The sequence below is a fragment of the Methanobrevibacter sp. genome (assembly GCF_017447225.1).
Classification (GTDB): Archaea; Methanobacteriota; Methanobacteria; order Methanobacteriales; family Methanobacteriaceae; genus Methanocatella.
In genome coordinates this window covers 1-24,847 of sequence record NZ_JAFSNZ010000071.1, presented here as the reverse complement: position 1 = coordinate 24,847, position 24,847 = coordinate 1, and the positions used below count along the sequence as shown (strand labels likewise).

The 24,847-nt window shown below is 35.2% G+C and carries 27 protein-coding genes; 19 read left to right on the top strand and 8 right to left on the bottom strand.

The window, feature by feature from the left end; translation table 11 throughout:
- Positions 1–60 precede the first annotated feature (60 nt).
- From IJQ68_RS06845 to IJQ68_RS06810, 8 genes are all read left to right on the top strand, one after another.
- On the top strand, positions 61–1,800 hold the full coding sequence (locus tag IJQ68_RS06845; RefSeq protein WP_292798547.1) for a Na+/H+ antiporter NhaC family protein: 1,740 nt from the start codon (positions 61–63) through the stop codon (positions 1,798–1,800).
- Positions 1,801–1,843: 43 nt separating this feature from the next.
- Positions 1,844–2,218, top strand: coding sequence for a hypothetical protein (locus IJQ68_RS06840; protein WP_292798545.1), 375 nt, complete (start codon positions 1,844–1,846; stop codon positions 2,216–2,218).
- 88 nt (positions 2,219–2,306) lie between these two features.
- Entirely contained in the window at positions 2,307–3,104 is a 798-nt protein-coding gene (locus IJQ68_RS06835) for an amidohydrolase family protein (RefSeq protein ID WP_292798543.1), read from the top strand.
- An 8-nt stretch (positions 3,105–3,112) separates the two neighbouring features.
- Entirely contained in the window at positions 3,113–4,090 is a 978-nt protein-coding gene (gene bsh, locus IJQ68_RS06830) for a choloylglycine hydrolase (protein WP_292798541.1), read from the top strand.
- A 27-nt stretch (positions 4,091–4,117) separates the two neighbouring features.
- Positions 4,118–4,792 (top strand): hypothetical protein, encoded by a 675-nt coding sequence (locus IJQ68_RS06825; RefSeq protein ID WP_292798538.1) that lies wholly within the window; start codon positions 4,118–4,120, stop codon positions 4,790–4,792.
- A gap of 81 nt (positions 4,793–4,873) precedes the next feature.
- On the top strand, positions 4,874–6,004 hold the full coding sequence (locus tag IJQ68_RS06820) for a toxic anion resistance protein (RefSeq protein WP_292798536.1): 1,131 nt from the start codon (positions 4,874–4,876) through the stop codon (positions 6,002–6,004).
- Positions 6,005–6,006: 2 nt separating this feature from the next.
- Entirely contained in the window at positions 6,007–6,429 is a 423-nt protein-coding gene (locus IJQ68_RS06815; protein WP_292798534.1) for a zinc-ribbon domain-containing protein, read from the top strand.
- Between the two features lie 32 nt (positions 6,430–6,461).
- Positions 6,462–8,558 (top strand): hypothetical protein, encoded by a 2,097-nt coding sequence (locus IJQ68_RS06810; RefSeq protein ID WP_292798532.1) that lies wholly within the window; start codon positions 6,462–6,464, stop codon positions 8,556–8,558.
- On the opposite strand, the gene IJQ68_RS06805 is transcribed toward IJQ68_RS06810, so the two are convergent.
- Positions 8,551–9,105 (bottom strand): hypothetical protein, encoded by a 555-nt coding sequence (locus tag IJQ68_RS06805; RefSeq protein ID WP_292798530.1) that lies wholly within the window; start codon positions 9,103–9,105, stop codon positions 8,551–8,553. The genes IJQ68_RS06810 and IJQ68_RS06805 overlap by 8 nt on opposite strands.
- A 279-nt stretch (positions 9,106–9,384) precedes the next feature.
- On the opposite strand from IJQ68_RS06805, the gene IJQ68_RS06800 reads away from it, so the two are divergent.
- From IJQ68_RS06800 to IJQ68_RS06765, 8 genes are all read left to right on the top strand, one after another.
- The gene (locus tag IJQ68_RS06800; RefSeq protein ID WP_292798528.1) at positions 9,385–9,891 is read left to right on the top strand and encodes a hypothetical protein; all 507 of its coding nucleotides are present in this window, start codon (positions 9,385–9,387) and stop codon (positions 9,889–9,891) included.
- Positions 9,892–9,968: 77 nt separating this feature from the next.
- Positions 9,969–10,772 (top strand): DUF169 domain-containing protein, encoded by an 804-nt coding sequence (locus IJQ68_RS06795; RefSeq protein ID WP_292798526.1) that lies wholly within the window; start codon positions 9,969–9,971, stop codon positions 10,770–10,772.
- Positions 10,773–10,788: 16 nt separating this feature from the next.
- Positions 10,789–11,244, top strand: a complete 456-nt coding sequence (locus IJQ68_RS06790; RefSeq protein WP_292798524.1) for a MarR family winged helix-turn-helix transcriptional regulator — start codon at positions 10,789–10,791, stop codon at positions 11,242–11,244.
- A gap of 81 nt (positions 11,245–11,325) precedes the next feature.
- A complete protein-coding gene (locus IJQ68_RS06785; RefSeq protein ID WP_292798522.1) occupies positions 11,326–11,865 on the top strand; it encodes a glutathione peroxidase in 540 nt (179 codons plus the stop codon).
- Between the two features lie 18 nt (positions 11,866–11,883).
- Positions 11,884–12,801: an NAD(P)/FAD-dependent oxidoreductase gene (locus IJQ68_RS06780; protein ID WP_292798520.1), complete on the top strand. Its 918-nt coding sequence runs from the start codon at positions 11,884–11,886 to the stop codon at positions 12,799–12,801.
- 64 nt (positions 12,802–12,865) lie between these two features.
- Positions 12,866–13,666, top strand: a complete 801-nt coding sequence (locus IJQ68_RS06775; RefSeq protein ID WP_292798518.1) for a nitroreductase family protein — start codon at positions 12,866–12,868, stop codon at positions 13,664–13,666.
- Positions 13,667–13,909: 243 nt separating this feature from the next.
- The gene (locus tag IJQ68_RS06770) at positions 13,910–14,344 is read left to right on the top strand and encodes a hypothetical protein (RefSeq protein ID WP_292798516.1); all 435 of its coding nucleotides are present in this window, start codon (positions 13,910–13,912) and stop codon (positions 14,342–14,344) included.
- A gap of 22 nt (positions 14,345–14,366) precedes the next feature.
- Complete coding sequence (locus IJQ68_RS06765; RefSeq protein ID WP_292798514.1) at positions 14,367–14,942, top strand: flavin reductase family protein; 576 nt, start codon at positions 14,367–14,369, stop codon at positions 14,940–14,942.
- A 10-nt stretch (positions 14,943–14,952) separates the two neighbouring features.
- Here IJQ68_RS06765 and IJQ68_RS06760 read toward each other — a convergent pair whose 3' ends face one another.
- From IJQ68_RS06760 to IJQ68_RS06740, 5 genes are all read right to left on the bottom strand, one after another.
- A complete protein-coding gene (locus IJQ68_RS06760) occupies positions 14,953–15,423 on the bottom strand; it encodes a pyridoxamine 5'-phosphate oxidase family protein (RefSeq protein ID WP_292798512.1) in 471 nt (156 codons plus the stop codon).
- A 26-nt stretch (positions 15,424–15,449) separates the two neighbouring features.
- Positions 15,450–16,178: a flavodoxin family protein gene (locus IJQ68_RS06755; protein WP_292798510.1), complete on the bottom strand. Its 729-nt coding sequence runs from the start codon at positions 16,176–16,178 to the stop codon at positions 15,450–15,452.
- A 2-nt stretch (positions 16,179–16,180) separates the two neighbouring features.
- Positions 16,181–16,795 carry a TetR/AcrR family transcriptional regulator gene (locus IJQ68_RS06750; protein WP_292798508.1) on the bottom strand — a complete coding sequence of 205 codons (615 nt, stop codon included), beginning with the start codon at positions 16,793–16,795 and terminating at the stop codon, positions 16,181–16,183.
- Between the two features lie 102 nt (positions 16,796–16,897).
- The gene (locus tag IJQ68_RS06745) at positions 16,898–17,875 is read right to left on the bottom strand and encodes a carboxypeptidase-like regulatory domain-containing protein (RefSeq protein WP_292798506.1); all 978 of its coding nucleotides are present in this window, start codon (positions 17,873–17,875) and stop codon (positions 16,898–16,900) included.
- A gap of 48 nt (positions 17,876–17,923) precedes the next feature.
- Positions 17,924–18,754, bottom strand: a complete 831-nt coding sequence (locus IJQ68_RS06740) for a tetratricopeptide repeat protein (protein WP_292798504.1) — start codon at positions 18,752–18,754, stop codon at positions 17,924–17,926.
- Positions 18,755–18,830: 76 nt separating this feature from the next.
- Here IJQ68_RS06740 and IJQ68_RS06735 point away from each other — a divergent pair, with 76 nt between their 5' ends.
- The 3 genes from IJQ68_RS06735 to IJQ68_RS06725 all read left to right on the top strand — a co-directional run bounded on the left by IJQ68_RS06735 (position 18,831) and on the right by IJQ68_RS06725 (position 23,113).
- Positions 18,831–20,279, top strand: a complete 1,449-nt coding sequence (locus tag IJQ68_RS06735; RefSeq protein WP_292798502.1) for an NAD(P)/FAD-dependent oxidoreductase — start codon at positions 18,831–18,833, stop codon at positions 20,277–20,279.
- A gap of 72 nt (positions 20,280–20,351) precedes the next feature.
- Entirely contained in the window at positions 20,352–22,523 is a 2,172-nt protein-coding gene (locus IJQ68_RS06730; protein WP_292798501.1) for an Ig-like domain-containing protein, read from the top strand.
- A gap of 182 nt (positions 22,524–22,705) precedes the next feature.
- Entirely contained in the window at positions 22,706–23,113 is a 408-nt protein-coding gene (locus tag IJQ68_RS06725) for a GNAT family N-acetyltransferase (protein WP_292798500.1), read from the top strand.
- Positions 23,114–23,125: 12 nt separating this feature from the next.
- Here IJQ68_RS06725 and IJQ68_RS06720 read toward each other — a convergent pair whose 3' ends face one another.
- Both IJQ68_RS06720 and IJQ68_RS06715 read right to left on the bottom strand, forming a co-directional pair.
- The gene (locus IJQ68_RS06720; protein WP_292798498.1) at positions 23,126–23,389 is read right to left on the bottom strand and encodes a zinc ribbon domain-containing protein; all 264 of its coding nucleotides are present in this window, start codon (positions 23,387–23,389) and stop codon (positions 23,126–23,128) included.
- Between the two features lies 1 nt (position 23,390).
- Positions 23,391–24,350 (bottom strand): PLP-dependent cysteine synthase family protein, encoded by a 960-nt coding sequence (locus tag IJQ68_RS06715; RefSeq protein WP_292798496.1) that lies wholly within the window; start codon positions 24,348–24,350, stop codon positions 23,391–23,393.
- Between the last annotated feature and the right edge of the window lie 497 nt (positions 24,351–24,847).

Below are 24,847 nucleotides of genomic sequence, written 5' to 3'. Positions count from 1 at the left end.
AAATTGAAAAGGGAATTTTTGATTTTTTATATATGTTTTAGTGAAAATGGTGTGAATCTTATGAATTTAAATCACAATATGAAATTAGGTTTAGTAACAGCTATTGCTATAATCGGTTTATTTGTGTTGTCACTGATTATTACACAAATGCCTGAAGGCGAAAACTCTGTTCGTTTTGGAATCTTGACATTGTTGCCGCCTCTTATCGCTATTGCATTAGCTTTTATTACAAAAGAAACTGTTCTATCGTTATTTGTCGGTGTTTTTGTTGGGGAATTTATGCTTTGTGTAAATGACTTGAACATTATCAGCTCCGCTGTAAACGCATTTTTAGGTATCGGTAATGAAGTTATCGCTTGTATGGCTGATCCTTGGAATGCAGGTATTATCCTTCAATGTCTGCTCATTGGTGGTGTAATTCAGTTAATCACCAAAATGGGTGGTGCACAGGCATTGGCAAACACATTCTCAAAACGTGCAAATACACCTCGTAAAGCTCAGCTCATCACATGGTTCTTAGGATTATGTGTATTTTTCGACGACTATGCAAACTCTTTAATCATCGGTCCTATCATGAGACCAGTTATGGACAAACTCAAAGTATCCAGAGAAAAATTAGCATTCATTGTTGACGCAACCGCAGCTCCTATTGCTGGTCTTGCTATTATTTCAACCTGGATCGGTTTGGAAGTCAGTTTGATTGCTGCAGGATTTGAATCCATCGGTATTACAAACGTCACAGGTTTCGGAGTATTCCTTCAAACCATTCCATACAGGTTCTATAACATATTCATCTTAATATTCATTGTTATTTCAGCTTTAACATTATATGAATTCGGACCAATGAAAGATGCAGAGAAAAAAGCCCGTAAAAGAAAAGAAAACGAAAAGGTCATTGAGGCTTCAGCTCCTGGATTTGATGAAGTCAAACCTGTTGAAGGAATCAAATTATCCATCTGGAATGCAATCATTCCTATAGGAACACTGATTGTTGGTGCACTGATAGCATTCTACTGGAGCGGTTACACCACCATTTTAGGTGGAGAGGACGCAGCTCTCATTCAATTGATGCACACTGCTCCATTGTCATTCAACGGTATATTTGAAGCTCTGGCAGCATCTGACGCATCAGTCGCTTTGTTCCAGGCAGCATTGCTCGCATCAATCGTTGCAATCGTCATGGCAGTCGGTCAGAAAATACTCACTATTGAGGATGCAATATCCGAATGGATTGGCGGTATGAAAACAATCGTAATTACCGGTGTAATTCTATTACTTGCATGGTCATTAGGTGGGGTCATCGGTGAAGTCGGAACCGCAGACTATCTTGTAGGAGTCCTAAAAGGAGCAATCCCTGCATTTGTCCTTCCGAGTCTGATTTTCATCTTAGGAGCACTCATTTCATTTGCAACAGGTACTGCATACGGTACAATGAGTATCCTGATGCCTTTGGCTATTCCTCTTGCATGGGCAGTATGTCCGGACATGACATTCACAGTCGTATGTACCAGTGGTGTATTGACCGGAGCAATCTTCGGGGATCACTGTTCACCGATTTCAGATACTACGATTCTGTCATCGATGGGATCAAGCTGTAACCATATTAACCACGTTCAGACGCAAATCTACTATGCTATATTCGTTGCAATCGTAGCAATCGTCTTCGGTTACCTTCCAGCCGGTCTCGGTGTTGCATGGTACATTTCAATCCCAATAGCAGCTGTAGTACTCTATGTCGGATTAAGAGTTCTTGGTGAGAAAGTAGATTTCGATGAGGTCGAAACTGAAGAGGCTACGTGAATGGATTAAATCCATTCATTTTTAATTTTTTCAAGTGATTGAAATGGCTAAAATCGAAATTGAACTGACGGATGAACAGCTTAAAAAAGTTGAAATCTTAAAGAAAAACGATATTGATGTGGGAACTGCTATTGACATGCTTTTTGAAGCAAAAGAACAGTCATATCAGCAGGAAGCCCAATATCTTGAAAACAAAATTAACCAAGCAAACAAACAAAGAGAAGAGCTTGAAGAACAACTTGAAAACATTAATAAGGAGATATCCGTATACTCCCAGCTAAAGGATGCAAGTTTGGATGTAGAGCAAAAGCTTAAAATCCTTGAAAAGGAATATGGGGATGTCGATGAATCTTATGAAATGAAGGTTCAGGACGTTAAGCACAACATTAACTGGACTAAAGATTTCTTCAAATTCTAAACTCTTTTTTTCTTATTTTTTTTCAATAAACTATTTTACCTAAAAAACCTATAAAATATATTAGATTAGTATTAGGTGGTAAAATATAATGCAGAAAGTAATAAACGCACATTGTCATATCTATCCCGAAAAGATTGCATCAAAAGCCGTTGAAGGAATTAAAAACTTTTATGATTTGAACATGTCCCTGAACGGAAAGACTGATGACTTGATAAGGGACGGCAGCAGAGTTGGTGTAGTTCATTACCTGGTTCATTCAGTTGCAACCACCCCAAAACAGGTTAAATCCATAAATGAATTCATATCAAGTGAAGTGAAATCCCATCCTGATTTGTTTACAGGTTTCGGAACCCTTCACCCTGACAGTGATGACATTGAAGGGGACTTCAATCATCTCATTGACTTGGGCCTTAAGGGCGTCAAGCTTCACCCGGATTTCCAGCAGTTTGCCTTAAATGAAAAAAGGGCCTTTGCATTGGCTGAGGTTATAAATGAAGGAAATGTTCCTTTGATGATTCATTGCGGAGATTTCAGATATAACTATTCAAATCCAGAACAGCTGATTCCACTTTTGGATGAGTTTCCGGACATGACTGTTATCGGAGCACATTTTGCTGGATGGAGCATGTGGGAAGAGGCCACAAGACAGCTTGCAGGAAGAGATAATCTTTACGTTGATTTAAGTTCCAGCTTATATGCGCTTTCAGCCGAAACAGCCAGGGACCTGATTCATGCATATGGTGCCGATAGGGTTTTATGGGCAACGGATTATCCGATGTGGGATGCAGTATCTGAAATGGAATACTTTGACAAGATTGATTTAACTGATGAAGAGCGATCAATGATTTTATATGAAAATGCTGCAAAGCTTCTTAAATTGGAATAGGTGATTTTATGTGTACAGCAAGCAATTATATAACTAAAAAGCATTATTTTGGCCGTAATTTTGATTATGAAATATCATATAATGAAAGGGTGACTATAACTCCCCGAAACTATAAGTTTGATTTTAAGCTTATTGATTCAATCGAAAGCCACTATGCAATCATCGGTGTTGCTGCAGGCGTTGACGTATATCCTTTATACTATGATGCTTGCAATGAAAAAGGACTGTCCATTGCAGGACTTAATTTTGCAGGAAACGCAAAATACCTTGATGAAAAGGAAGGAATGATTAACATAACTCCATTTGAATTCATTCCTTATCTTTTAAGCAACTTCTCAACAGTAAGTGAAGTAAAAGAGGCTCTTGAAAACATCAATCTTGTAAACATCAACTTTTCACAAGAGTTGCCGTTATCTCCACTTCACTGGATGATTTCTGATGAAAGCGCAGCAATTGTCGTTGAACCTATGGAAGACGGACTTAAGGTATTCGACAATCCTGTCGGAGTATTGACTAACAATCCTCCGTTCGACAAACAGCTGTTTACATTGAATGACTACAGAAGCCTTTCCAACAGAAATCCTGAAAACAAATTCAGTGATTCCTTTGATTTAGATGAGTATTCAAGGGGAATGGGAGCTATCGGTCTTCCGGGAGACTTGTCCTCTTCTTCAAGATTTGCTAAAGTCGCTTTTACAAGGGCAAATTCATATTCCGGTGACAGCGAAGAGGCCAGCGTCAACCAGTTCTTCCACATTTTAGGCTCTGTTGAACAGCAAAACGGCTGCACATTCATAAATGATCCTGACTTGTATGAATATACAATCTACACATCATGCTATAACACTGCAGATGCAATACTCTATTACAGGACATATACAAACAGTCAGATTACGGCAGTAAAACTCATGAGCGAAGATTTGGATTCAGATGAACTGATAAATTATAAACTGATAACGGATGAGCAGATATCATATATTAACTAGTTAAAAAAATTATAAGGTGTTTAAATAATGGGTATGTTTTCTAAAAGTCCGGCTGAGCAAAAGCTGGAGGATTTGACCGGCGGATTTATCTTAAGCGATGAGTACAAGGCACTTTTAAGAGCAAACAATATAGAGTTTTCCGTAGGAGAACACATCAAAAATCAGCTTAAGGAAGAAATCAAGCTGAACATAGTCAGTGAGGAAGGCCTTGAAACAAGGCTTCGATATCTGATTAAGCAGAACGCTAAAAAAACTTCAGATACGGAAAAAACTCCTGAAGTTACACAAAAGCCCGCTGCAACCACAGGTCCCCTTCACCACTTCGAGGAGGAAATCAAATCCCTGAAAGTTGAATATGAAGCTAAAGAAAAGGTTGTCGTCAACCTGATTGAAAAGTCATTCGCTCCGCCGCAGATTACATATGACAAGTTCATGGATCATGTTAAAACTTCAACAAAGGTTTTCACTTCAGAATATGACGGGGCAATGAATATTGTCAGGCTGGCAACCCGTGAAACCCCAAGAATTGACACGGAACTTGAAAACAAGATTTCCAATATGAAAGCAATCATTTCATATATTGATGATTTGACAAATGAGCTCATAATCAGTTTAAGCTCCAATAAGGAAAGCGACACTGACGTTGAAAATCTCCTTGAGGACATGAAGAATTTGATAGATTCCGTCAAGAAATATGATTAATAACAATTTACATACAATAACTTTTATAATAAACCACACCATATATATTATTATATTTACTGTTTTAATGAGGTATAGAAAATGGCTGAATTTTCACTAAACATTGATCAAATAGAAAATGAAGTAGAAGATACCATTAAGGTAGAGCAAGAAAAATTGCAGAATTCTAATCTTAAGACTCAGGCTGAAAACAATGCAGTAGCTATTTTTGATGCGGATTTGAACAATCCTGTCGAAAGGGAAAACATTCTAAAGCCATTAGATAGCTTTGGTTTAAATGATATGAACCGTTCATCACAAAAAAACAAACTCTTAAGCACACGTTTTGTTGATTTTAATAAAGGAGGAACTGAATCAGAAAACATTGGTGATAAATTAAATGAACTCAACATTCAGTTAAAGGATATTGATCCAAGTAAAGTCGATTTCACCAAAAAAGGCGTTTTGGGAGATATTTTTAATCCTGTCAGAAAATATTTCTCAAGATATCAGAAAGCTGATGCCGCCATTTCTGAAATCCTTGAATCACTTGACCACAGCAGCAAAATATTGCAAAATGACAATACAACATTGGTTGCTGAGGAAAACAACTTAAGAGAAGTCACCAACAAGCTTCTTGCTGACATTGAATTGGGTAAGCAGATGGACGAATCCATTGAGATGCAGATACAGAATGCAGAGCTTCAGGGAGTTGATCCGGAAAAAATCGCATTCGTTAAAGAAGAGGTTTTATTCCCGTTAAGGCAAAGAATCATGGATATGCAGCAGATGATTGTAATCAACCAGCAGGGAATTGTTTCATTAAATGTAATCAGAAGAAACAACAAGGAACTTATTCGAGGTGTTAACCGTGCTAAAAACGTGACCGTAACTGCACTGAGAACAGGTGTAATGGTTGCAAGTGCACTGTACGACCAGAAACTTGTAATGGACAAAATCAATATTTTAAATGAGACTACAGGAAACATTATCGAGTCAACTTCACACATGCTTCATGAACAGGGTGCTGAAATCCAAAAATCAAGCGGTGAAGCAATGATTTCACCTGAAATACTTCAAAACTCATTCAGGGAAGCACTTCTAGCTATTGAAGAGGTAAGCAACTACAAGGAACAGGCACTTCCTCAAATGAAAGAGACCATTGCAATGTTCAGCAATATGGCCGATGAAGGACAAAAGGTTGTTGAAAAAATTGAGACTTCAAATGATTAGATATGAAATGTCATAATTGCGGCTTTGAAAACGCTGATGAAGCAACATACTGCCATGAATGTGGCGTAAATCTGAAAAAGGATGATTCAAAAAACTTCAAGAAAAACGCTGAAGTTTTGGACAGGAAATTTAGGGTTGTCAATAAAAGACAATCTTATCCTGCACCTCCCGAAAACTCCATTCAGGCAAAATTGATGTACAAACATGACAGGCACACCGGAAAGCTGAGACTTGCAAAAACAAAATGCGCCACCATTGTCGTATTTTGTGCATTTACAATTTTCGGACTGATGGTCAGTTCATTCACTTCATCCGGTATTGCTTCTGCAGTCTTTATTGCGATAATGTTTGGAGCATTGTTTGCAATTCCCGTTGCAGTTATCGGTTTTGTCATAGGTTATATTATCGATAAAATTTTCCATTAATTATTTATTTAAATAATATTAATATAATAAATATGCACTTGAATAAAAATCAAAGATTACTAATTTCTTTTATAACAGCCGTTTTTGCAGCTTTTTTTGCGGAAGTTTATGTGCTGGCTGTTGAAACTAGCCTTAATTTTGATATTTTTATTCAGGCATTTTCATTTAAAAAATTTATTTTATTTTTAATAATTTCTTTTATATTATTTAGAATACTTTATGATGATGAATTAAGAGTAAAAGTCTTTGATTTTATTTATAAATACAGATATTGCATTTCTTTAGTTGTTATTGCTGTCTGTGTCATTTTTCAAATTCACGGCTCATCAATAAATGAGCTGAATATCTTTAATGTTAACCACAATCCCTTATTGGGTATTTCAAGATCAATCAGGTCTGATGAATATGTAGTAAACACCCTTCTTGCATTTTCACAGTATCCGAATAATTTCGGTTATTTTTCCAATATCATTCGTGCAGTTCCCACAGACATGTTTATTGTTTACGGACAGGCCATTATGGATATTGCAGTGATATTCAGACCATTCAATATAGGATATCTCTTTTTAAGTCCTGCTATGGGACTGTCATTTTTCTGGGTTTCCAGATTTGTCGTTTTGGCATTAATATCATTTGAAGCTGGAATGCTTATAACAAACAAAAACAAAACCCTGTCTCTCGCATATGCCTTTCTAATAACATTATCTCCTCTGGTTCAGTGGTGGTTTGCAATTAACGGCCTTGTCGAGCAGCTTATCTTTGGCCAGCTTGGAGTTCTGCTAATCCATTTCTATATGAACACTCAGGATTATCTAAAAAGGACAATATATGCCTTTTTGATGATGATATGCGTCGGAGGATTTCTGATTGTATTTTATCCATCATGGCAGATTCCATTTGCATATGTCTTTGTGATGATGGCTCTTTGGATATTTCTCAAAAATAGAGGCAATTTTGTTTATGATAAAAAGGATTTGGTCATTGCTTTAGCTGTGCTGATTATTTTTTCACTGATAATGATTCATATTTTAGATAATTCCATGGAAACAATCAGAATAATTTTCAACACTGCATATCCGGGTTCTGAAGTATTCAATGCCGGCGGAGATTTGGGTTATTTTGTAAATTACATACCTTCACTCTTTTATCCGATGCAGCTTGTCAATCTTCCAATCAATGTGGTCGAACATTCTGTATTCATTGACTTTTTCCCTGTTTCATTGATTATTGCATTTATTGTTCTATTCAAGCAAAAAACAAAGGATAAATTGCTAATTGGTCTTGTTGCATTATATGCATTGTTTGTAGTGTTTTACTTTATCCCTCTTCCGGATTCAATAATCTCCATTACATTCAGAAATCATATGAAAACATCAAGGCTTTTCACAGTCATCAGCTTCATATCAGTATTGATTCTGATAAGGTCACTTGCAAGCCTTAAGAAAATCGGAAACAGTAAACTGATTGTTGTATTGTCCATAATTCTGTCAGTTGCAATGGTTTATCTGTCTAAATTCTATTTTGTCGACTATTACGTTACATGGATGCTTCTAGCATTAGTTATCATTTATTCAATTGCTTTTGCTTCAATATTTATGGCTCATAATGATAGGGGCAAAAGGGTATTTTTAATATCAGTCATTTTAATGTCTCTGGTGGCCGGAGGACTGGTAAATCCTATTGATTACGGAACCGATGTATTGTATGAAAATGACTTTGCCCATGAAGTGGAAAGCATAGTCAGTCAAAACCCTGATGCCAACTGGATAGCACAAAGCGTAAGCATAGACTATCTGACTATTTTCGGTGCAAGAACAGTAAATTCAGTAAATGTCTATCCTGATTTGGATAAATGGCAGCAATTTGACATTAACAATGAAAGCCAGGATATATACAACAGGTATTCACACATTACAGTTAATCTTATAAATGATAGCGATACAAGCTTTAATCTGGTTTCGCCTGATGTTTTTAATGTTGATCTCAATGTAAATGACCTGTCCAAATTGAATATTACATATATTGCTTCAAACTATGATTTGGAAGTATTCAACAACGAAAACGTGACGTTCAATAAGATATATGATGATGGAATATCCAAGATATATGAAGTGTCATATTCTAAATGATGATTTTATATTTTATTTTGTGGTTTTCCCGTTTTCTTGAATCCATATCCACCAAATCATATATTAATCTGTTTTTCAAAAGAAATCTCCAGGTTTTATATGTCTCTTTTACAAAATCCTCATTCAGTTCAATATTGTCCTTGATTAAAGGGCACTTGTACGGATACTGGGTGTCATCAAAAATAAGATGAAAACGCCTGTCTTTGGTGATATGGGGAATTAATGGAAAAGTTCTGCACTGGATAGGTCTTATTTCACGCTCGCAATTGGGCGGATTGATGCATTTCACTGTGTAGACACCATCCTTCCAGGAACGAGGATATTTGATTTCGCGGATTTTGAAGTGTCTGAGCTCAAATGATTCGCTGTTTTTATATAACGTTTCTTCTCCAGGAAGCAGATAGATTATCAAATCGTCGTTGCGATACTCCTCACTGTCATAAACACAGCATATTTCACCACAGAGCTTTCCACAGTCATAGTTAACCGGTGAGACTTCATTGAGCTTTTCATGAATTTTTCTGATATTTTCTTCAGTAATTTTCATTGCTTAATATTTTGTTGGGTAATCCTAATAGAATTTACTATTGATTAGATTATTGGATTTTTTTTAGCTGAAATATATGAATCATTTGATTTTTAAAAAGATTATTTTTAAAAAAAGAACTAAATTTGGAAAAAACAAGTGAAATGTAAAAAATTCTTAAATTTACAGAATTACTGAATATTAGAACATTTATATTAACTTGCTAGACATATATTTTAGTAATATACTATAATATTTTCTTTAAAAATTGTGTTGATTATAATTTTTAGGCGGGATAACATGAAATTTGTTAATAATAAAATCGATACAACCATCATAATGAAAATAATGGAAATAATTAACATAATCATTAACAAAATAAAAAATTTAATTTTTCCTGAATCTAAAGATAATTTTGAATTTTATTATCAATTGAATGATGAATTTGATAAAATATCATTTAACTTAAAAAGTGATGAAATATTATACAATGAATATGTTGAATTTTTGGAAATAAAAGATCATGTTCTCTATATTGTATATCATAATTGTGAAGATAATGCATTTGGTCATTTGGATTTTGCAATAGATCTTTTAACATCATTTAATGAATTGTTGTCCTTAAAAATTGATTTAATTCACGATTTTTCTCAAAAAAAATTAGAATCATATAATTTATCTCATAATACCTATAAAAAAAGGATATGGCAAATCAATAAATATTTTTATACTAATATTTATGATGATAGTAATTTGGATATCTCTGATGAAGAAATGTATTCATTAATGAAACAAATTAAATGGTGATTTAAAAATATTAGAAAATTTTTGGATAAGAAATTCATGAATTCAAATCTATAAATTATTAAACAGGAGTTGTTAAAATGGAAAGTTATATTTCAAATGAATTGGGATTGAAGTTTGCACCTATAGTTCTTCTAAAATCAGACGAAAAGCCTTCAGATGCAAAAGGACCAAAACCAGGCCGTGGCGGATGTGTTATGAGCTTTGTAGCACAGACCATTGCAAAAAGAAACACAACATGTTTCGGCCGTGAAAACATTACCTGCGGCGGAATTGCAACAGGATTCGGATGGGGAGACGGATTCTCCACACAGGAAGATATGGATTTCCAGGCAACTTTCCTTTCATGCGGACTTGAATCCGCTCCGGATAAGGAAAGCTATCAGAAGAGACTGGATAGAATGCCAAGAGTAAGTGAAATGTTTATAGAAGGCGAAAGGATTTACGCTGACTTTGACACAGCCATAACAAACATCAAAAACAGGCCGATATATGACGAAGGCCAATATGTGATTTTTAAGGCATTGGAAAATCTTGAAGATGGTGAAATTCCTAAATCAGTAATATTTACACTAAATCCATTGGAAATGACTGCCCTTATTCAGATTAACTCCTCTTTCAGGACAAAGGATGCATATGTGCTGACTCCTCAGGCATCATCATGCCAGTCCATAGGATCATTTGTATTCGAGCAGGATGAAAGTGATGATCCAAAGCCTATTTTAGGTTCAATTGACTTTGCAGGCAAGTCCAAGACAAGACATTTCATTCCGGATGAATATCTGACTTTGGCAATGCCCTGGAAGCTCTTTTTGAAATTGGAGGATGTCAGTAAAAAAAGTCTGCTTCAAACTGAACTTTTTAAAAATTATTTGAAAAAATGATTTATATGGTGAAAAAATGGTTGATGAGAACTGGAAGGAAGACAGGATCATGTTTACTCCGCTTAACCTGTATATGGAGTATATTCTATTGAGCTACAACAATTATTTGAAGAACAATCTGGAAGATGTGGACATCACTTATGGTGAGCTGACCTATATCTATTCCATTAAGTATTATGGGCCTAGTTCCCAAAGGCAGATGGCTGAAAGGCTTTATGTAAGCGAAGCCAATGTTGCCAAGATGATTAAAAAGCTTGTAAATAAGGGGATTGTTGAAAAGCAGAAGGATGAAAACAACAAGAGCCGTAATGTAATTTCATTAACAGAAAAAGGTGAAGAGGCTTTTGATAAAATCAACCTTTTGACTTTTGGTTGGGAGCGCAAGATTGCAAAGGAACTTTCCAATGACAAATATTGTGATTTAAAGGAAATGCTTTATCATTTGACTTTGGAATCTGCCGATTTGCAATAGTTAACTTTATATGATAATTGTTATAAATATTTAGTCAAGCCTTAACTTGGTTAAGTCCATATTATTCTATAGGTGATAAATATGTCAATTTATGATTTTGAAGTAAAAGACGGAGAAGGAAACACAGTAAGCTTATCTGAATACAAGGATAAAGTATTGTTGATTGTAAATTCAGCAACCAAATGCGGATTTACACCACAATACACTGAATTGAATGAAATTTATGCTGAATTCAACGAACAGGGTTTTGAAATATTGGATTTCCCATGCAACCAGTTTGGTAATCAGGCACCTGGAGAAACCTCAGAAATCAAGGAAGTCTGCCGCAACAAATGGCTGGTTCCATACACAATATTTGATAAGATTGACGTTAACGGAGAAAATGCAGATCCATTATTCGAATACCTTAAAAACGAACAGCCATTTAATGATATCACCGGAAAAGGTGCAACAAAACTCAAGCTGGTATTAAAAGCAGTTGACAGACATTACAAAGACAACAATGACATCAAATGGAACTTCACCAAGTTTTTAGTTGACCGTGAAGGTAATGTTGTAAGAAGATTCGAGCCGACTGAAGACTTAGCAGACGTTAAAGGAGCTGTCAAAGAATTAATTTAATCTTTTTTGAGGTAAACTATGGAATATGACATTATAATTATCGGAGCAGGTCCCGGAGGTCTTACTGCAGGAATATATGCAGGCCGTCAGGGAACAAAAAACCTGATTCTGGACAGGGGACTGGCAGGCGGAATCGGCCGTGAAGTTCCGCAAATGGAGAACTATCCTGGATTTGAAAGTATTTCCGGCTTGAAGCTTGTTGAAACCATGAAAGAGCAGGCTATAAAAAACTGTGAACTTCATGAAAACGAAAACGTAACTGAAGTAATCAGAACTGAAGGTGAATATAAGTTCACTGTCAAAACCGACAAGGCAGAATACAAATCAAAGACCATTATTCTAGCTACCGGAAGCTCACACAGACATCTGAACGCTTCAGGCGAAGATAAATTCGCAGGAAAAGGCGTCAGCTACTGCGCTACATGCGACGGATTTTTCTTCCAGGGAAGAGACATAATCATGGTGGGAGGTGGAAACAGTGCGCTTCAGGAAGCGCTTTACCTTAAAAACTTGGGGGCAAATGTTACATTAGTCCACAGACGGGATGAATTCAGAGCCCAAAAGCACCTCCAGAACATGATTGAACAGGAAGGCATTGATGTCATCTATAATGCGACTGTAGAAGAGATAAAAGGCAATATGCTGGTCGAGTCAGTTGTGCTTAAAGACACTCAAACCGGAGATTTGACCGAAATGCCGATTAGTGGTGTTTTCATCAGTGTCGGTTATATTCCTCATACGGAGATAGCTACCCAATTAGGTGTCAATTTGGATGAATCAGGCCACATCATAATCGATAAGGACCAAAAGACAAATGTCGAATATGTCTATGCAGTTGGGGATGTATGCATTGGATTGAAGCAATGGGTAGTGGCATGCGGTGAAGGTGCGGTTGCAGCAACAACTGCCTTCAATGAAATCAAAGAAAACAACTAATTTTTCGGAAGTAACTTAAATTTACTTCTACTTTTTTTATATTATTAAATACAAAATTAATATTATGAAACATTTAATCATTGATGCTGAAAAATGCAGTGGCTGTGGAATCTGCAAATCAGTCTGTATAAGGGATAATATTGAAATTATTGATGGAACAGCAACTGATATTGAAAGCAACTGTTTTGACTGCGGGCAATGCTCAACAATCTGCAAACAAAATGCAATCATCATCAAAGCATATCAGGATCAAATGGACAGAGTTGAAGAGTACAATCCGCGCCGGATTCCTGTTTCCTATGATGACATGCTACAGTTTTTAAAACAGAGAAGAACCTGCAGATGGTTTAAAAGCAAAAAAATTGACAGTGAAACTTTCGACAAATTAATGGAGGCTGCATATTACAGCCCTAATAGGCAGAATATTCAGGATGTGGAGTTTGTTGTTGTCGATGAAAAATTAAATGAGTTCATTGACCACATCTATGAAATAATTTCTGCAAAAGAGGGGGAGTTTTTCAGAATCGCTCAGCTGGGGGATTATTTGAGAGATGAAAATCGAGACCCTAAAAGACATCCTTTATTATGGGAAGGCCACCAGTTGATTTTAGCGTTTTCAGAGGCAAAAACAGATGCCGTTATTGCAATGACTCGAATTGAGCTTTTAGCATACACATTAGGCTTGGGCGGTTTTCACTCACTATTTATTGGAATGGCAGATGAGGTCAATCATGACAAGCTAATGGAATTTTTCCCGCAAATTGATAAGGATAAGCATATGTATGCTACGTTTGTCATAGGTTATCCTCGCGTCAGATATAGACGTACAAGACCTCATGAGAAAATCAAGTTAACTTATATGTAAATGATTTCTTAGAAAACTATAAATACTATGTTTCACCCAAAACAATTTTTACAAGTCAGAACAATATTTATAAGTGAGGACAATTTAGTTAAGCTTAAATAGAATAATATACATAGTATATTCAATAAAATAAGGAGTTATTGCTATGTATACATCACCATTAGATAATATATTAGTTTGTTTTTTGAATTTTGAATTTGGAAATCTCTATCCATGTTATATGCTGTGCAACTGAGGTGAAGTATGGTAGATATTAAAGAGATCGATTCAACAATCCGGGAAATGATACGCATTGACGAGTCACTTGTATCCGCATATGATCCCCAATTGCTGTGCGAAGATTACAAAAATTCCCTTAACTCAATTAAGTCATTGCTTGATGAGAAAAAAGAGTTAAGAAAAACTTTGGAAAAATCCTTGAATGAATTTTTTGAAGTTGACAATAGATTCGCTTTAAAAAAAATTAAAATAGCTTCATTCAATCTTATCCTAAATCCGATTTCAGGTGCATACATGTTTTCACTTCCAAAATTTGTTGATAAGTCTTCAAGACAATATTTTTGTTATATTACGATGATGAATCGCCTTGAAAGGGAATATAATGTCATTGAAAGAATCAATGATACATTTTTCATGGCTGACATTACTCTGCATCTGAATTTGGAAAAGTTATTTTAGTGCAATTTACATAATTTACACTATGAAGATTAATGTTAAAAACCATACAATGATGTATCCCGCACCGGCTGTCGTTGCAAGCGCATATGATGAGGACGGAAATGCCGACGCATGTACATTGGCATTTGCGACAATGTGTTCCCATCATCCGCCGGCAGTAATGATAGCAATCAATTCAACTCTGAAAAGAAAAACCTTAAAAAGCATATTGCATTCAAAGGAGTTCTGTTTAGCTTATCCGAGTGTGGAACATGTGGCTGAAGTGGATTATTTAGGAATAGAGTCAGGTTATAAAGAGGACAAACTCGCCAAAATCGGTTTCACCCATCAAAGGGGTGAAAAGGTTAACGCACCAATAATAAATGAGTTCAAGGTGTCTGTGGAATGCAGGGTAATGCATATTGCAGAAGTTGGATCCCACACTCAAATCACAGGTGAAATAGTTAATGTTCAATCTGATGAGGATGTGATGACCAATAACAAAATAGACTTTTTAAAGCTTGATCCTTTGGCTTATGATGATATAACTCATTCTTATTATAGGACTGGTGAAAAAATAGCTGATGCTTTTAAGGTTGGTTTAAAATTTAGAAAATAAGGGGAAAATTTTATTTTTCTATTACTTTTTTCCCGCTCATATGTTCAATTGTTATTTCGAACACTTCTGTTCTGTCTAATAATCTGTTGATTTCATCGACTGTTTCTTCATGTGTCGGGAAGAATTTATCGCCCAGATGAGTCAGTTTATCTATCTTTTCGCTGTCGTCAGTTAATGTTTTGATTTTTCCAAATACAATGACGCTTTTGAAGGTGTACCACCATTGATTTTCTTTTTTAACGCCGTCATTGACAACGCAGTATGACACTTTGGAATTTCTCTTTACAGCATCGTTTTTATGACCTTCCTTTGCTCCGTGGAAGTATATTTTGCCGTCCACATAAACATGGCTCATAGGCACGGTATACGGATAGTCATCATCACCTATCAACGCCAGGACGCCTCTAGGCTGATTAGTTAATATGTCAATGCATTCATCTTCGGACAGTTCCTGTTTTTTTCTTCTCATATTTCTGAACATAATATTATTTATGTAGTGAAAGGATATTAAATTACTCTTTTCATTATATTGAACATTATTTTAGAAAACATTCTTTTTAAAAAACCTAATTTGACTTCAGGCGAAAAGTCATTATTCACCAGACCTGTTTCAAACCAGAATTGTCTATCTGCTTTGATGGGATCATCTGTAAGAGCCATTGCTTTCCATACATCAAAAAATATGATGTCTGACAATTTAGGTGAATGCATTTTCTTTGATTCAACGTCCTTTCTAAATTTTAAAGAGGTTTTATCAATATCTTTTGTTTCAAGAGAATCCTTGCCTCCGCATTGAACAGCTATTTTATAGACTTTATTAATTCCCCAGTGCCTTAATGTCTCATCAATGTAATTTGCTACCTTTTTGTGTCCGGCTCCTGCAGTGGATACGACAACCAGAGCCTTTTTTGTGAAAAATTCGGGTCTGTGATATAGATAAGCGGTATGGTCTATTAAATTTTTCAACAATGCTGTCACATTCATCGCATAGACTGGTGAAGCGATAATTATACCGTCACATTTCCTGATCTTTTCTATGATGTCTTTAATCTGGCTATAATGTGGACAGTATTTCTCTCCGTTCATTATGCAGTTTTGACAGCCCCTGCATAATGGAATATCCTCTTCGGATAAATGTATCTCTTCAAAATCGCCTTTAAGATTGCTTTTGACCTGCTCTGCTATCGCCCAGGTATTTTTCTTTCTTGGAGATCCGTTGATTATTAGATAGTTCATTTTCACACCACCTTAACTGAATTGTAGATTAGATTGATTTGTCTTCTGGATTTTTCTGATAATTCCTTTAAAAATTCCTCATCATCTTCAGGATAATTTACTATGAAATGCTGATAAATAAGGAAAAAACCATAAAAATAGAATGATTCCGCAAGCTGTACTGTATCACAATCGGATTTTATTAACTTTTTGGTTTTCATCAAATTGAAAAGTTCCGTCCAGCCTTTAACAGGTCCTTCAAGCATTGCCTTTTTCAGAAATCCGTTGATTTTTTCATTGTGATATGATTCGATTAGAATGAGTCTTGTTATCTTCATCATTTGAGGATTTTTTAATTTTGACATGTAGAGTTCCAATCCTGCATTATAAAAATAATCGAAGTTCACATCAAGGTTTTCATCAGCCTTTGACAATGGTATTTCATCATTAGTCATCTCATTAATGTAGAATTCAAGAATGCTGTCCAGAATAGCTTCCTTGCTTTTGTAATGGTTATATATGGAGCTTTCCTTTATTCCCACTTCTTTTGCGATTTGGCGTATTGAAACACCGTCATACCCATATTCGGAAAATAAATCTATTGATATGTTGAAAATCTTTTCTTTAGTACCTGTCATAATATCATAAACTAACACTTGTTAGTTATAATATCTTAATTATATTTTATAAAACTAACGGTTGTTAGTTAAAAATTTTTTCAAAAAAATAATAATTTCGAATTAAATTCTGTTCAAAATCAATGAGGTAGTGTTGTGGTTTAGCATAAAACCATGAAGATGCCATATATCCGAAATAGAATCTCCATTATAACTTACAGTATAAAGGTAATCTTCTGGTGGAAGTCTAATTGTAAGTCCATCTGCTACAAAGATCCCATTATCGCCTGTTTTGAATTCATATATCACTCCATTGATATTGATGCTAATTGGTGCATTAGCTAAACCTTCTCCTTTACCGTCAAGTACACGAACACTTATTATTCCGCTTCCATATGAAACTTGAGGATAATACATTAGTGTAGGCCTAACGATAATCTTATTTGAAACCATGCAGCCCTCATATTCAGCAGTTATGACGTAATTTCCAGGCTGTAAGTTAATATTTAATTTAGCTATTCCTTCATCATTGGTTTGGCGTGTATAGAAAACTCCATTAATATTAAACGTAACATTTTCTCCAGCACCAACTGTTTTTCCTTCCTTATTCAAGATTTTGACACTATATTGTGAATCATTTTTATAGAATTTTGTCAAATCACTGTTTTCTATTATTGATGGCAAAACTGTAATTGTATTTGTTTTTTTAATTATGCCGTAGTATGTTGTTATGACATAAGTTCCAGGGCTTAAATTAATGTTGAGCTTAGATGTGTTGTTTTCGATTTGTCTATAATATAAAATACCGTTCACTTCAAATGTTACGTATGATATTCCTCCTACTATTGGTGTCACAATGAAAAATTGATTTGGATCATATTCCCGTATTATCTTCACATTGAATTGGGAGTCGTTTTTATAGATTTTTGTCAGGTTATCCGTTTGTAGGGATACTTTTGGAGGTTCTAAATTAATATTTTCTTCAATATCATATTGGTTATCATCATTTGTTTCATTTGTCAATTCTTCACTTGCCGATACTGCTGAAATTGAAAAGAATATCAAAATCAAACATGAAAAAATTAAGATTTTTTTGTTCATAAACTTCACCAGTAATATTTATATTACTTATGTAATATAAACATTACCTTAAATGACTTTAGCTATAACATATTCATCCAGGTAAACAAAAAGTATTTCGGCTTTACAATCACCGTCAATCTCAGGTTTTATCTTAGATGCACTTTTAACCTTGTCAAAAAGAGTATATTCACTGTTTGCAACATAACCTATTTTATCGCTGTCAAGATAAACTGCAATAGCATCGCTGTCATGTTCGTTTTCAGGCTCTCCGACCAATTTAACGATATCTCCAGGATTTGGAGTGTAGTTATGATAATAGCTTCCGGTAATGTTAATCAACAAATCTGTGGTGCTTTCAAGATAGTCAAGCTGGCGTTGAAACTCGTTCAGCTTATCGAATTCCTTGTATGCAATAAAATAATTCTTTCTGGACTCAATCCGCTCTCCCATTGATTCGAGAACTTCCGCTTTTAAAAAATAAAATTCTGAAGGGTCTTCGCTTTCGGGAATTATCTCAAGAGCATCATCAATCAACCTTAAGGCCAAATCATATTTCAAATCCGGAAAATAAGACACCTTAGCCCATTTGTAGAGGCAGTTAATCTTATTCAATAATACTTCACTATCTTTATTTAAAGCTAAAGCTCTGTTGAAAGACTCAACGGCCTTTTCATATTCTGATAAGTTCTCCAGAATGATTCCCTTAAGATTCCAATTGTTATAATTATCTTCATTAACAATGATTTTATCTATTAATGGCAGCGCCTCATCATATGAACCTTCATTTATCAGATATTCGATTTTGGATGTTTGTGAAACCTTAAATGTTGACTGGTAAGTATTGTCACGGTCAATCTTATCCTTTAAATCCTTTTGAAGATAATCATTATTTTTCATAGTAGACTTTTTTGTTCAAATATATTTATACAATTTTTGACAAATATAGAAGTAATTTCAAAAAAGAGGTTAATTCATGGATTATGATATAATTTATATTGGAAGCGGAAATGCGTCCTGGCAGGGAGCACGCTTTTTAAGAAAGGAAGGTCTTAAGATATTAATCGTAGAGGAAAGTCTGTATGGCGGAACATGTGCAAACAGGGGCTGCAACTCCAAAGCACTTCTTGACGCACCATATGAAATCAAGGCTTTGACAGATAACTTTGAAGGCGTTGGAAAAGCAGGAAACTTTGAAGTGGACTGGCCAGCACTGATGGAATTCAAAAGAAAACGCATTGCAAACATGGCACCATTCCTTGACGGCAAATTCAAGGAATACAATTTGGATGTGGCCCATGGAAAAGGCGTAATAATAGATGAACACACTGTTCAGGTCGGCGATGAGAAATACACAACAGATAAAATCGTGATATGCACAGGTTTAAAGCCTGTAATTCCTGATATTGAGGGTAAGGAGTTTCTCCATGACAGTACCGATTACCTGGACATCGATGAGCTTCCAAAGCATGCCATAATCATTGGGGCAGGTTTTGTCGGAATGGAATTTGCATCAATACTTGCCGAAGCGGGATGTGAAGCTGACGTTATAATAAGAGGAGATATGGCACTGAAGTATTTCCACCAGCCATATGTCCAAAGAGTCATTGAAATATTAAAGCAGAAAAACATACGCTTCCATTTCAACCAGCAGGTCAAAAAGGTAATAAGCAATGTTGAAATTGATGATCCAGAAGATAAGATTCTAAATTTTGAAAATGCACAGAACTGCGATGAACTGCTAAGAGACCCTGAAGCTAAAACAGACAACAGAGCTTATGAAAACGGATTTACAGTAATCTGTGAAAGCGGATTGTCACTAACCGGAGACTATGTTGTGGCGGCTATGGGAAGGGAAGCCAACGTTGCCGATATCGGTCTTGAAAATGTTGGATTAACTCATACTAAAAGCGGAATAAAGGTCAACGGACATCTCCAGACAGAAATTCCAAACATCTACGCTTCAGGAGATGTTGCAGACACAGGAGTTGCCAAACTGGTGACTGTTGCAATACATCACTCAAAATATCTTGCTAAAGAGCTGTTGGGTGAGGCTGATGAGATAACCTATCCTGTGGTTCCTGCAGTTGCATACACAATTCCAAGAATAGCTACAGTCGGTGTTCCAGCATACATTGCAGATGAATCAGATGAATATGATGTCCATACAATCAGATACGGAAACTCATACTCACTGGAGCTTAAAAATGACACCACTGCTGAGGCCAAGGTCATTGTAGATAAGAATCTCCAGATTGTAGGAGCTGAAATATATGCTGCAGATGCGGAAAATGTGGCGAACATGTTCGCATTCATAATCAATAAAAAGATAACATTGGAAGAGCTCGACTACATGATTTACGCATTCCCTTCAAGCAGTTCAGTATGTCTTTATAAATTGCACAACATACACTATGACTTATAATATTACCAATAATCTTTAATATTATTTTAAATATATATTTTTATAATATACAAAAAATGGAGTGTTTAGATTATGAAAAAGCAATTTATATTGATTTGCTCTTTATTTTTAATTTTATCAATTTCTAGCGTTTGTGCTAGTGATGATTTCATTCAGTCCGATTCAGATACTCTGTCATCTGACAACTCAGACATTAATCTTGATTTATCTGAAAATGAAGACTTATTATCAGCAAATGATAATGAATCCGGTGATGCAATAATAACTGCTCCGGATATTACCAAATATTTCGGCGGAAATGAAAGATTCAATGTTACTCTTTTGGACAGCAACAGCAATCCTATTTCCAATGAAAGCGTAACAATTAAAATCAATGGTGTTAACTACAATAGAATCACCAATTCCAATGGTGTTGCTTCAATCGCTTTAAATCTAAGACCCGGCGAATATCCCGTCACCTCATCATATAAGATTCATATAATCAATTCCACAGTAACTGTTTTGGACACGATAAACGGAACTGACATTGTTAAAATGGAAAAAAATGATACTCAGTACTATGCCACATTCCGTGACGGAAAAGGCAATTATCTTGCAAATGGTACTACCATCCAATTCAATATCAACGGCGTTTTATACAATCGTCAAATCAACGGCAATGAAGGTTTGGCCAGATTAAATATTAATCTGGGCTCTGGAGATTATATTATCACTGCACTGAATTTAATTACTGGTGAGATGAAATCCAATAATATCACGGTCATTTCCAAATTCGGCGAAAACAGGGATATTGTAAAGTACTTTAAAAACGCTACCCAGTATACTTTGAAGGTCTACGGCAATGACGGAAAGCCCGCAGTCGGCGAAAATGTAACATTCAATATTAATGGAGTCTTTTATGATCGTACTGTTAACTCAAGCGGCATATGTAAACTGAACATTAACTTAGCTCCGGGAGATTATGTGATTTCCGCACAGTATCTCGGAAGCATTGTGTCAAACAATATTAAGGTTCTTCCTATATTGTATGCAGACGACCTGGTTAAATATTACGGCCATTCCGAACCTTTTGTTGCTACATTGCTTGATGGCCAGGGTAAGTTATATCCAAATCAGGATGTGATGTTCAATATTAACGGAGTGCTATATCACAGGACAACCAATGCCAGCGGCCAGGTAAAGCTCAACATTAATCTCTTTCCGGCTGAATACATCATAACTTCTATGTTCAACGGTTCTGCAATATCAAATAAGGTAATTGTCAAGCCAGTTACACTTTCTGTTTATGATATTGCTAAAGCTGCAAATGACTTGAATGCATATTATGAGAAAAACGGCAAATTCCCAGCTACAATCAAGGCTCCTTTCTATGGATTTACCATGCCCGAATTCTTCTATCTGATGAACAAGGCAATTTCCCAATTAGGATCCTCAAATTATTCAGACATTAAAATAATTGATGGTGTCAAAGGGCCAGATTCAACAAGTGCAGCTACTACTGATTCATGTTTGCTTAAAAAAGATGAATTCGTAAGCATTGCAAATAATCTTTCATCTCAAATAGCTAAAGACAATAAGGTTCCAAGCACTGTTGACACCCCAATGGGCAAGCTTAGCTTCAATGATTATCTGCTTATCTCTACACGTGTAATGTCCTTCGTCTGGGACTATGACGCTGATTTGGCGGATTCTGTAACTGTTATTTCTCAGGATGCATTGAAAAATATCAACAATCCTTATGGCATATCAGGCAAGAATGTCTATATTGATGCCGATGGCGGATCAGACGATAAAAAATGGGATCTTGCAAGGGCATTGACTGCCGCTGGATGGAATGTTAAGGTAGGTGAAACTGACAGTAACTCACATTATAAGGATTACTTCAATACTCCAGCGAATTATGTTCTCATAAACATCTATAACGGATTCTGCGCAGGAACCATAAGAGAGCTTGCTTCAAGTTATATTCAGAATGTCCTGAAATCCAAAAACGTTGTATGTGTGCCTGTTTGGGATACAATCAACTGGACAAATCCTGATGGAATGGGTCCGTACCGTTATGGTGACTTCACAGGTTATTCAGCTCAAAGAGCCTGGGATGACAACTTCAGTATTAACGACCCTTATATCAGCAATGTCGCTCAGTATCTGAGTTCAAATAACATTAAGCACTGTTCATATCCGTCAACTGAAGGTCTAGTATACCAGTTCCTGCATGGCGGTGCAGTAGCTACTATGAAATAGGCAGAACTCCGGTTTTGTTTATTTTTTACTTTTTTATTTTTTTATATCTACATTACAATTAAAATTAATAGTTGTTTTCGAATTAAGTTCAATAAAATTCAAAATGAGATCAATTATTATAACATTAATGAAATTTAAAGTGATTAGCTTAATCATAAATCAATTTATTTGATGGTGAAAAAATGTGTGAAATTTTATATGATGATACTCATGAATTCAAAAGAAATGATTTAAAAGAACTTTTCTGTTCTGTAGGATGGTCCTCAGGTTATTTTTCGGATAAACTTGTAATTGCAATGAAAAACTTTGAAACAGTATTCTCCGCATGGGATGGGGACAAATTGGTTGGCCTGATTTGTGCAATGGATGATGGGATAATGACTGCTTATATTCATTATCTTCTTGTAATGCCGGAATATCAGTCAAAAGGCATTGGAAAAGAATTGGTTATGAAAATGAAAAATCATTATAAGGACTATTTGCGCATTGTCATTGTAGCTTATGATGATGAAATTGAATTCTATGAAAATTGCGGTTTTGAAAAAGCTGATGATGCAAGTCCAATGTTTATTACAGAATTGTGGACTTGAAAAATGATGGATTTATTTCATCCATCGTTTAAGTTTTGGGAAAATATCTTCTGACATTTTTCTTGCTTCATCTTCACTCATGCCTGTTGCCTGTGCGGTTTTCGGAACGCAAAAATCAATCATCTCTTCCATAGTCACGTACTTTGTAAACTCACCATTCTGATAGCAGTATTTGCAGTAATCAGGACTTTTGGAGCCATCCTTTTGTGTTCCACAGTCATCTTCAGCCATTGGCATTGCGCATGACTGGCAGAAGTTCATCTCTTCATAATTCATTTTAAAGCACCTCAAAGTCAATTAGTCTAATGTTGTTTGAAATCAGTTTAGGATTTTCATCCTGAATTTCTGATAGCTTTGTTGTAATGTATTTTTTGTTGTCATCTGCAAAGACTGTTGCAACCGTTAAATCATCGCTGTCCATAAGCACACTTGCCAAAAAGTTTGCTCCGCTTGAAATTCCTATTCCCAGGCCAAATTCCTTGGCTATTCTTTTGGACATGTTGATTGCATCGCAGTCATCAATCAGTACAATATCATCGATAATATCTTCATTGACAATTCCCGGAATGAAGTCATCACCGATTCCTTCAATCATGTGTGATCCCTCTTCCATGCCCATTTTGAGAATTGAGAGTGTGGATGGTTCCAGAGCAAATATCTTTGATGACGGATCATTTTCTTTTAATTTTTTGCCTATACCCATCAATGTTCCGCCGGTTCCGATTCCTGAAACGAAAGCATTCACATCAGGTATGGTATCTATTATTTCCTGTCCGGTGGTTTTGTATTGGGCGTCAACGTTTAGTGGATTGTCAAATTGGAGTGGTCTGAATGCATTGTTTTTTATGGCGAATTCTTCTGCAAGTTCCAATGCTTTTTTAAATCCGCCTTCCTCTTTGGATACAAGGTGAACCTGTGCACCGTACATTTCAATAAGGTTTCTTCTCTCCAGGGATACCCAATCTGGCATGAATATGTGTACTTCATGGTCGAAAAGTGCACCGATTGCGCTGAATGATATTCCTGTGTTTCCGCTTGTAACTTCAACAATTGCCTGTCCAGGTTTTAAGTTTCCGTTTTCCCTTTCCTTTTCTATTATATAAAGTGCAATTCTATCTTTTATGCTTCCAGTATAGTTGTAATATTCAAGTTTAGCATAAATGCTTCCAGGTTTTCCTTCATATTCATAATTAATCTTTATCATTGGCGTATTGCCGATTAAATTCCCAATATTCATAATAGCCCACTCTCGTATATATTGTTATAATATTTGTGGGTTATTTATAAAATACTTATCATAATTCAAAATTTATTTTCATGTTAAATTACTTCAAGTTACTTTTAATAATTTTGATTTATTGTTTCATTATATGCAAACTATATGTGATATATGTGGAATTATTAATCGCTAATTCAATATACTAAAAACTAAACAATAGCTAATTTTTATTATAAAAAATTATATGTATATATAATAAATATTTATAATTATTATTAATTGTTTAATATTTTTTTGGCAATCTTTATATATATTCTACTACAAATATATAAATCAATATAAACTTTCTTAATCGATGATTTGTTGGTATTTGATTATAGTAAATTGCATATTTAATTTTATTTATTTAAATATAATTTATTCTATTTTTAACTAATTTTTTGGACTTCCCATTCAGTATTGTGTTTTGGATTTAATTTTTTTATTATGGGCTTAATATAATTATTAAGTACTTT

Coding starts and splice junctions, on each gene's coding strand:
- IJQ68_RS06845 (WP_292798547.1), top strand. CDS start 61: ATGAATTTAAATCACAATATGAAATTAGGTTTAGTAACAGCTATTGCT.
- IJQ68_RS06840 (WP_292798545.1), top strand. CDS start 1,844: ATGGCTAAAATCGAAATTGAACTGACGGATGAACAGCTTAAAAAAGTT.
- IJQ68_RS06835 (WP_292798543.1), top strand. CDS start 2,307: ATGCAGAAAGTAATAAACGCACATTGTCATATCTATCCCGAAAAGATT.
- bsh (WP_292798541.1), top strand. CDS start 3,113: ATGTGTACAGCAAGCAATTATATAACTAAAAAGCATTATTTTGGCCGT.
- IJQ68_RS06825 (WP_292798538.1), top strand. CDS start 4,118: ATGGGTATGTTTTCTAAAAGTCCGGCTGAGCAAAAGCTGGAGGATTTG.
- IJQ68_RS06820 (WP_292798536.1), top strand. CDS start 4,874: ATGGCTGAATTTTCACTAAACATTGATCAAATAGAAAATGAAGTAGAA.
- IJQ68_RS06815 (WP_292798534.1), top strand. CDS start 6,007: ATGAAATGTCATAATTGCGGCTTTGAAAACGCTGATGAAGCAACATAC.
- IJQ68_RS06810 (WP_292798532.1), top strand. CDS start 6,462: ATGCACTTGAATAAAAATCAAAGATTACTAATTTCTTTTATAACAGCC.
- IJQ68_RS06805 (WP_292798530.1), bottom strand. CDS start 9,105: ATGAAAATTACTGAAGAAAATATCAGAAAAATTCATGAAAAGCTCAAT.
- IJQ68_RS06800 (WP_292798528.1), top strand. CDS start 9,385: ATGAAATTTGTTAATAATAAAATCGATACAACCATCATAATGAAAATA.
- IJQ68_RS06795 (WP_292798526.1), top strand. CDS start 9,969: ATGGAAAGTTATATTTCAAATGAATTGGGATTGAAGTTTGCACCTATA.
- IJQ68_RS06790 (WP_292798524.1), top strand. CDS start 10,789: ATGGTTGATGAGAACTGGAAGGAAGACAGGATCATGTTTACTCCGCTT.
- IJQ68_RS06785 (WP_292798522.1), top strand. CDS start 11,326: ATGTCAATTTATGATTTTGAAGTAAAAGACGGAGAAGGAAACACAGTA.
- IJQ68_RS06780 (WP_292798520.1), top strand. CDS start 11,884: ATGGAATATGACATTATAATTATCGGAGCAGGTCCCGGAGGTCTTACT.
- IJQ68_RS06775 (WP_292798518.1), top strand. CDS start 12,866: ATGAAACATTTAATCATTGATGCTGAAAAATGCAGTGGCTGTGGAATC.
- IJQ68_RS06770 (WP_292798516.1), top strand. CDS start 13,910: ATGGTAGATATTAAAGAGATCGATTCAACAATCCGGGAAATGATACGC.
- IJQ68_RS06765 (WP_292798514.1), top strand. CDS start 14,367: ATGAAGATTAATGTTAAAAACCATACAATGATGTATCCCGCACCGGCT.
- IJQ68_RS06760 (WP_292798512.1), bottom strand. CDS start 15,423: ATGTTCAGAAATATGAGAAGAAAAAAACAGGAACTGTCCGAAGATGAA.
- IJQ68_RS06755 (WP_292798510.1), bottom strand. CDS start 16,178: ATGAACTATCTAATAATCAACGGATCTCCAAGAAAGAAAAATACCTGG.
- IJQ68_RS06750 (WP_292798508.1), bottom strand. CDS start 16,795: ATGACAGGTACTAAAGAAAAGATTTTCAACATATCAATAGATTTATTT.
- IJQ68_RS06745 (WP_292798506.1), bottom strand. CDS start 17,875: ATGAACAAAAAAATCTTAATTTTTTCATGTTTGATTTTGATATTCTTT.
- IJQ68_RS06740 (WP_292798504.1), bottom strand. CDS start 18,754: ATGAAAAATAATGATTATCTTCAAAAGGATTTAAAGGATAAGATTGAC.
- IJQ68_RS06735 (WP_292798502.1), top strand. CDS start 18,831: ATGGATTATGATATAATTTATATTGGAAGCGGAAATGCGTCCTGGCAG.
- IJQ68_RS06730 (WP_292798501.1), top strand. CDS start 20,352: ATGAAAAAGCAATTTATATTGATTTGCTCTTTATTTTTAATTTTATCA.
- IJQ68_RS06725 (WP_292798500.1), top strand. CDS start 22,706: ATGTGTGAAATTTTATATGATGATACTCATGAATTCAAAAGAAATGAT.
- IJQ68_RS06720 (WP_292798498.1), bottom strand. CDS start 23,389: ATGAATTATGAAGAGATGAACTTCTGCCAGTCATGCGCAATGCCAATG.
- IJQ68_RS06715 (WP_292798496.1), bottom strand. CDS start 24,350: ATGAATATTGGGAATTTAATCGGCAATACGCCAATGATAAAGATTAAT.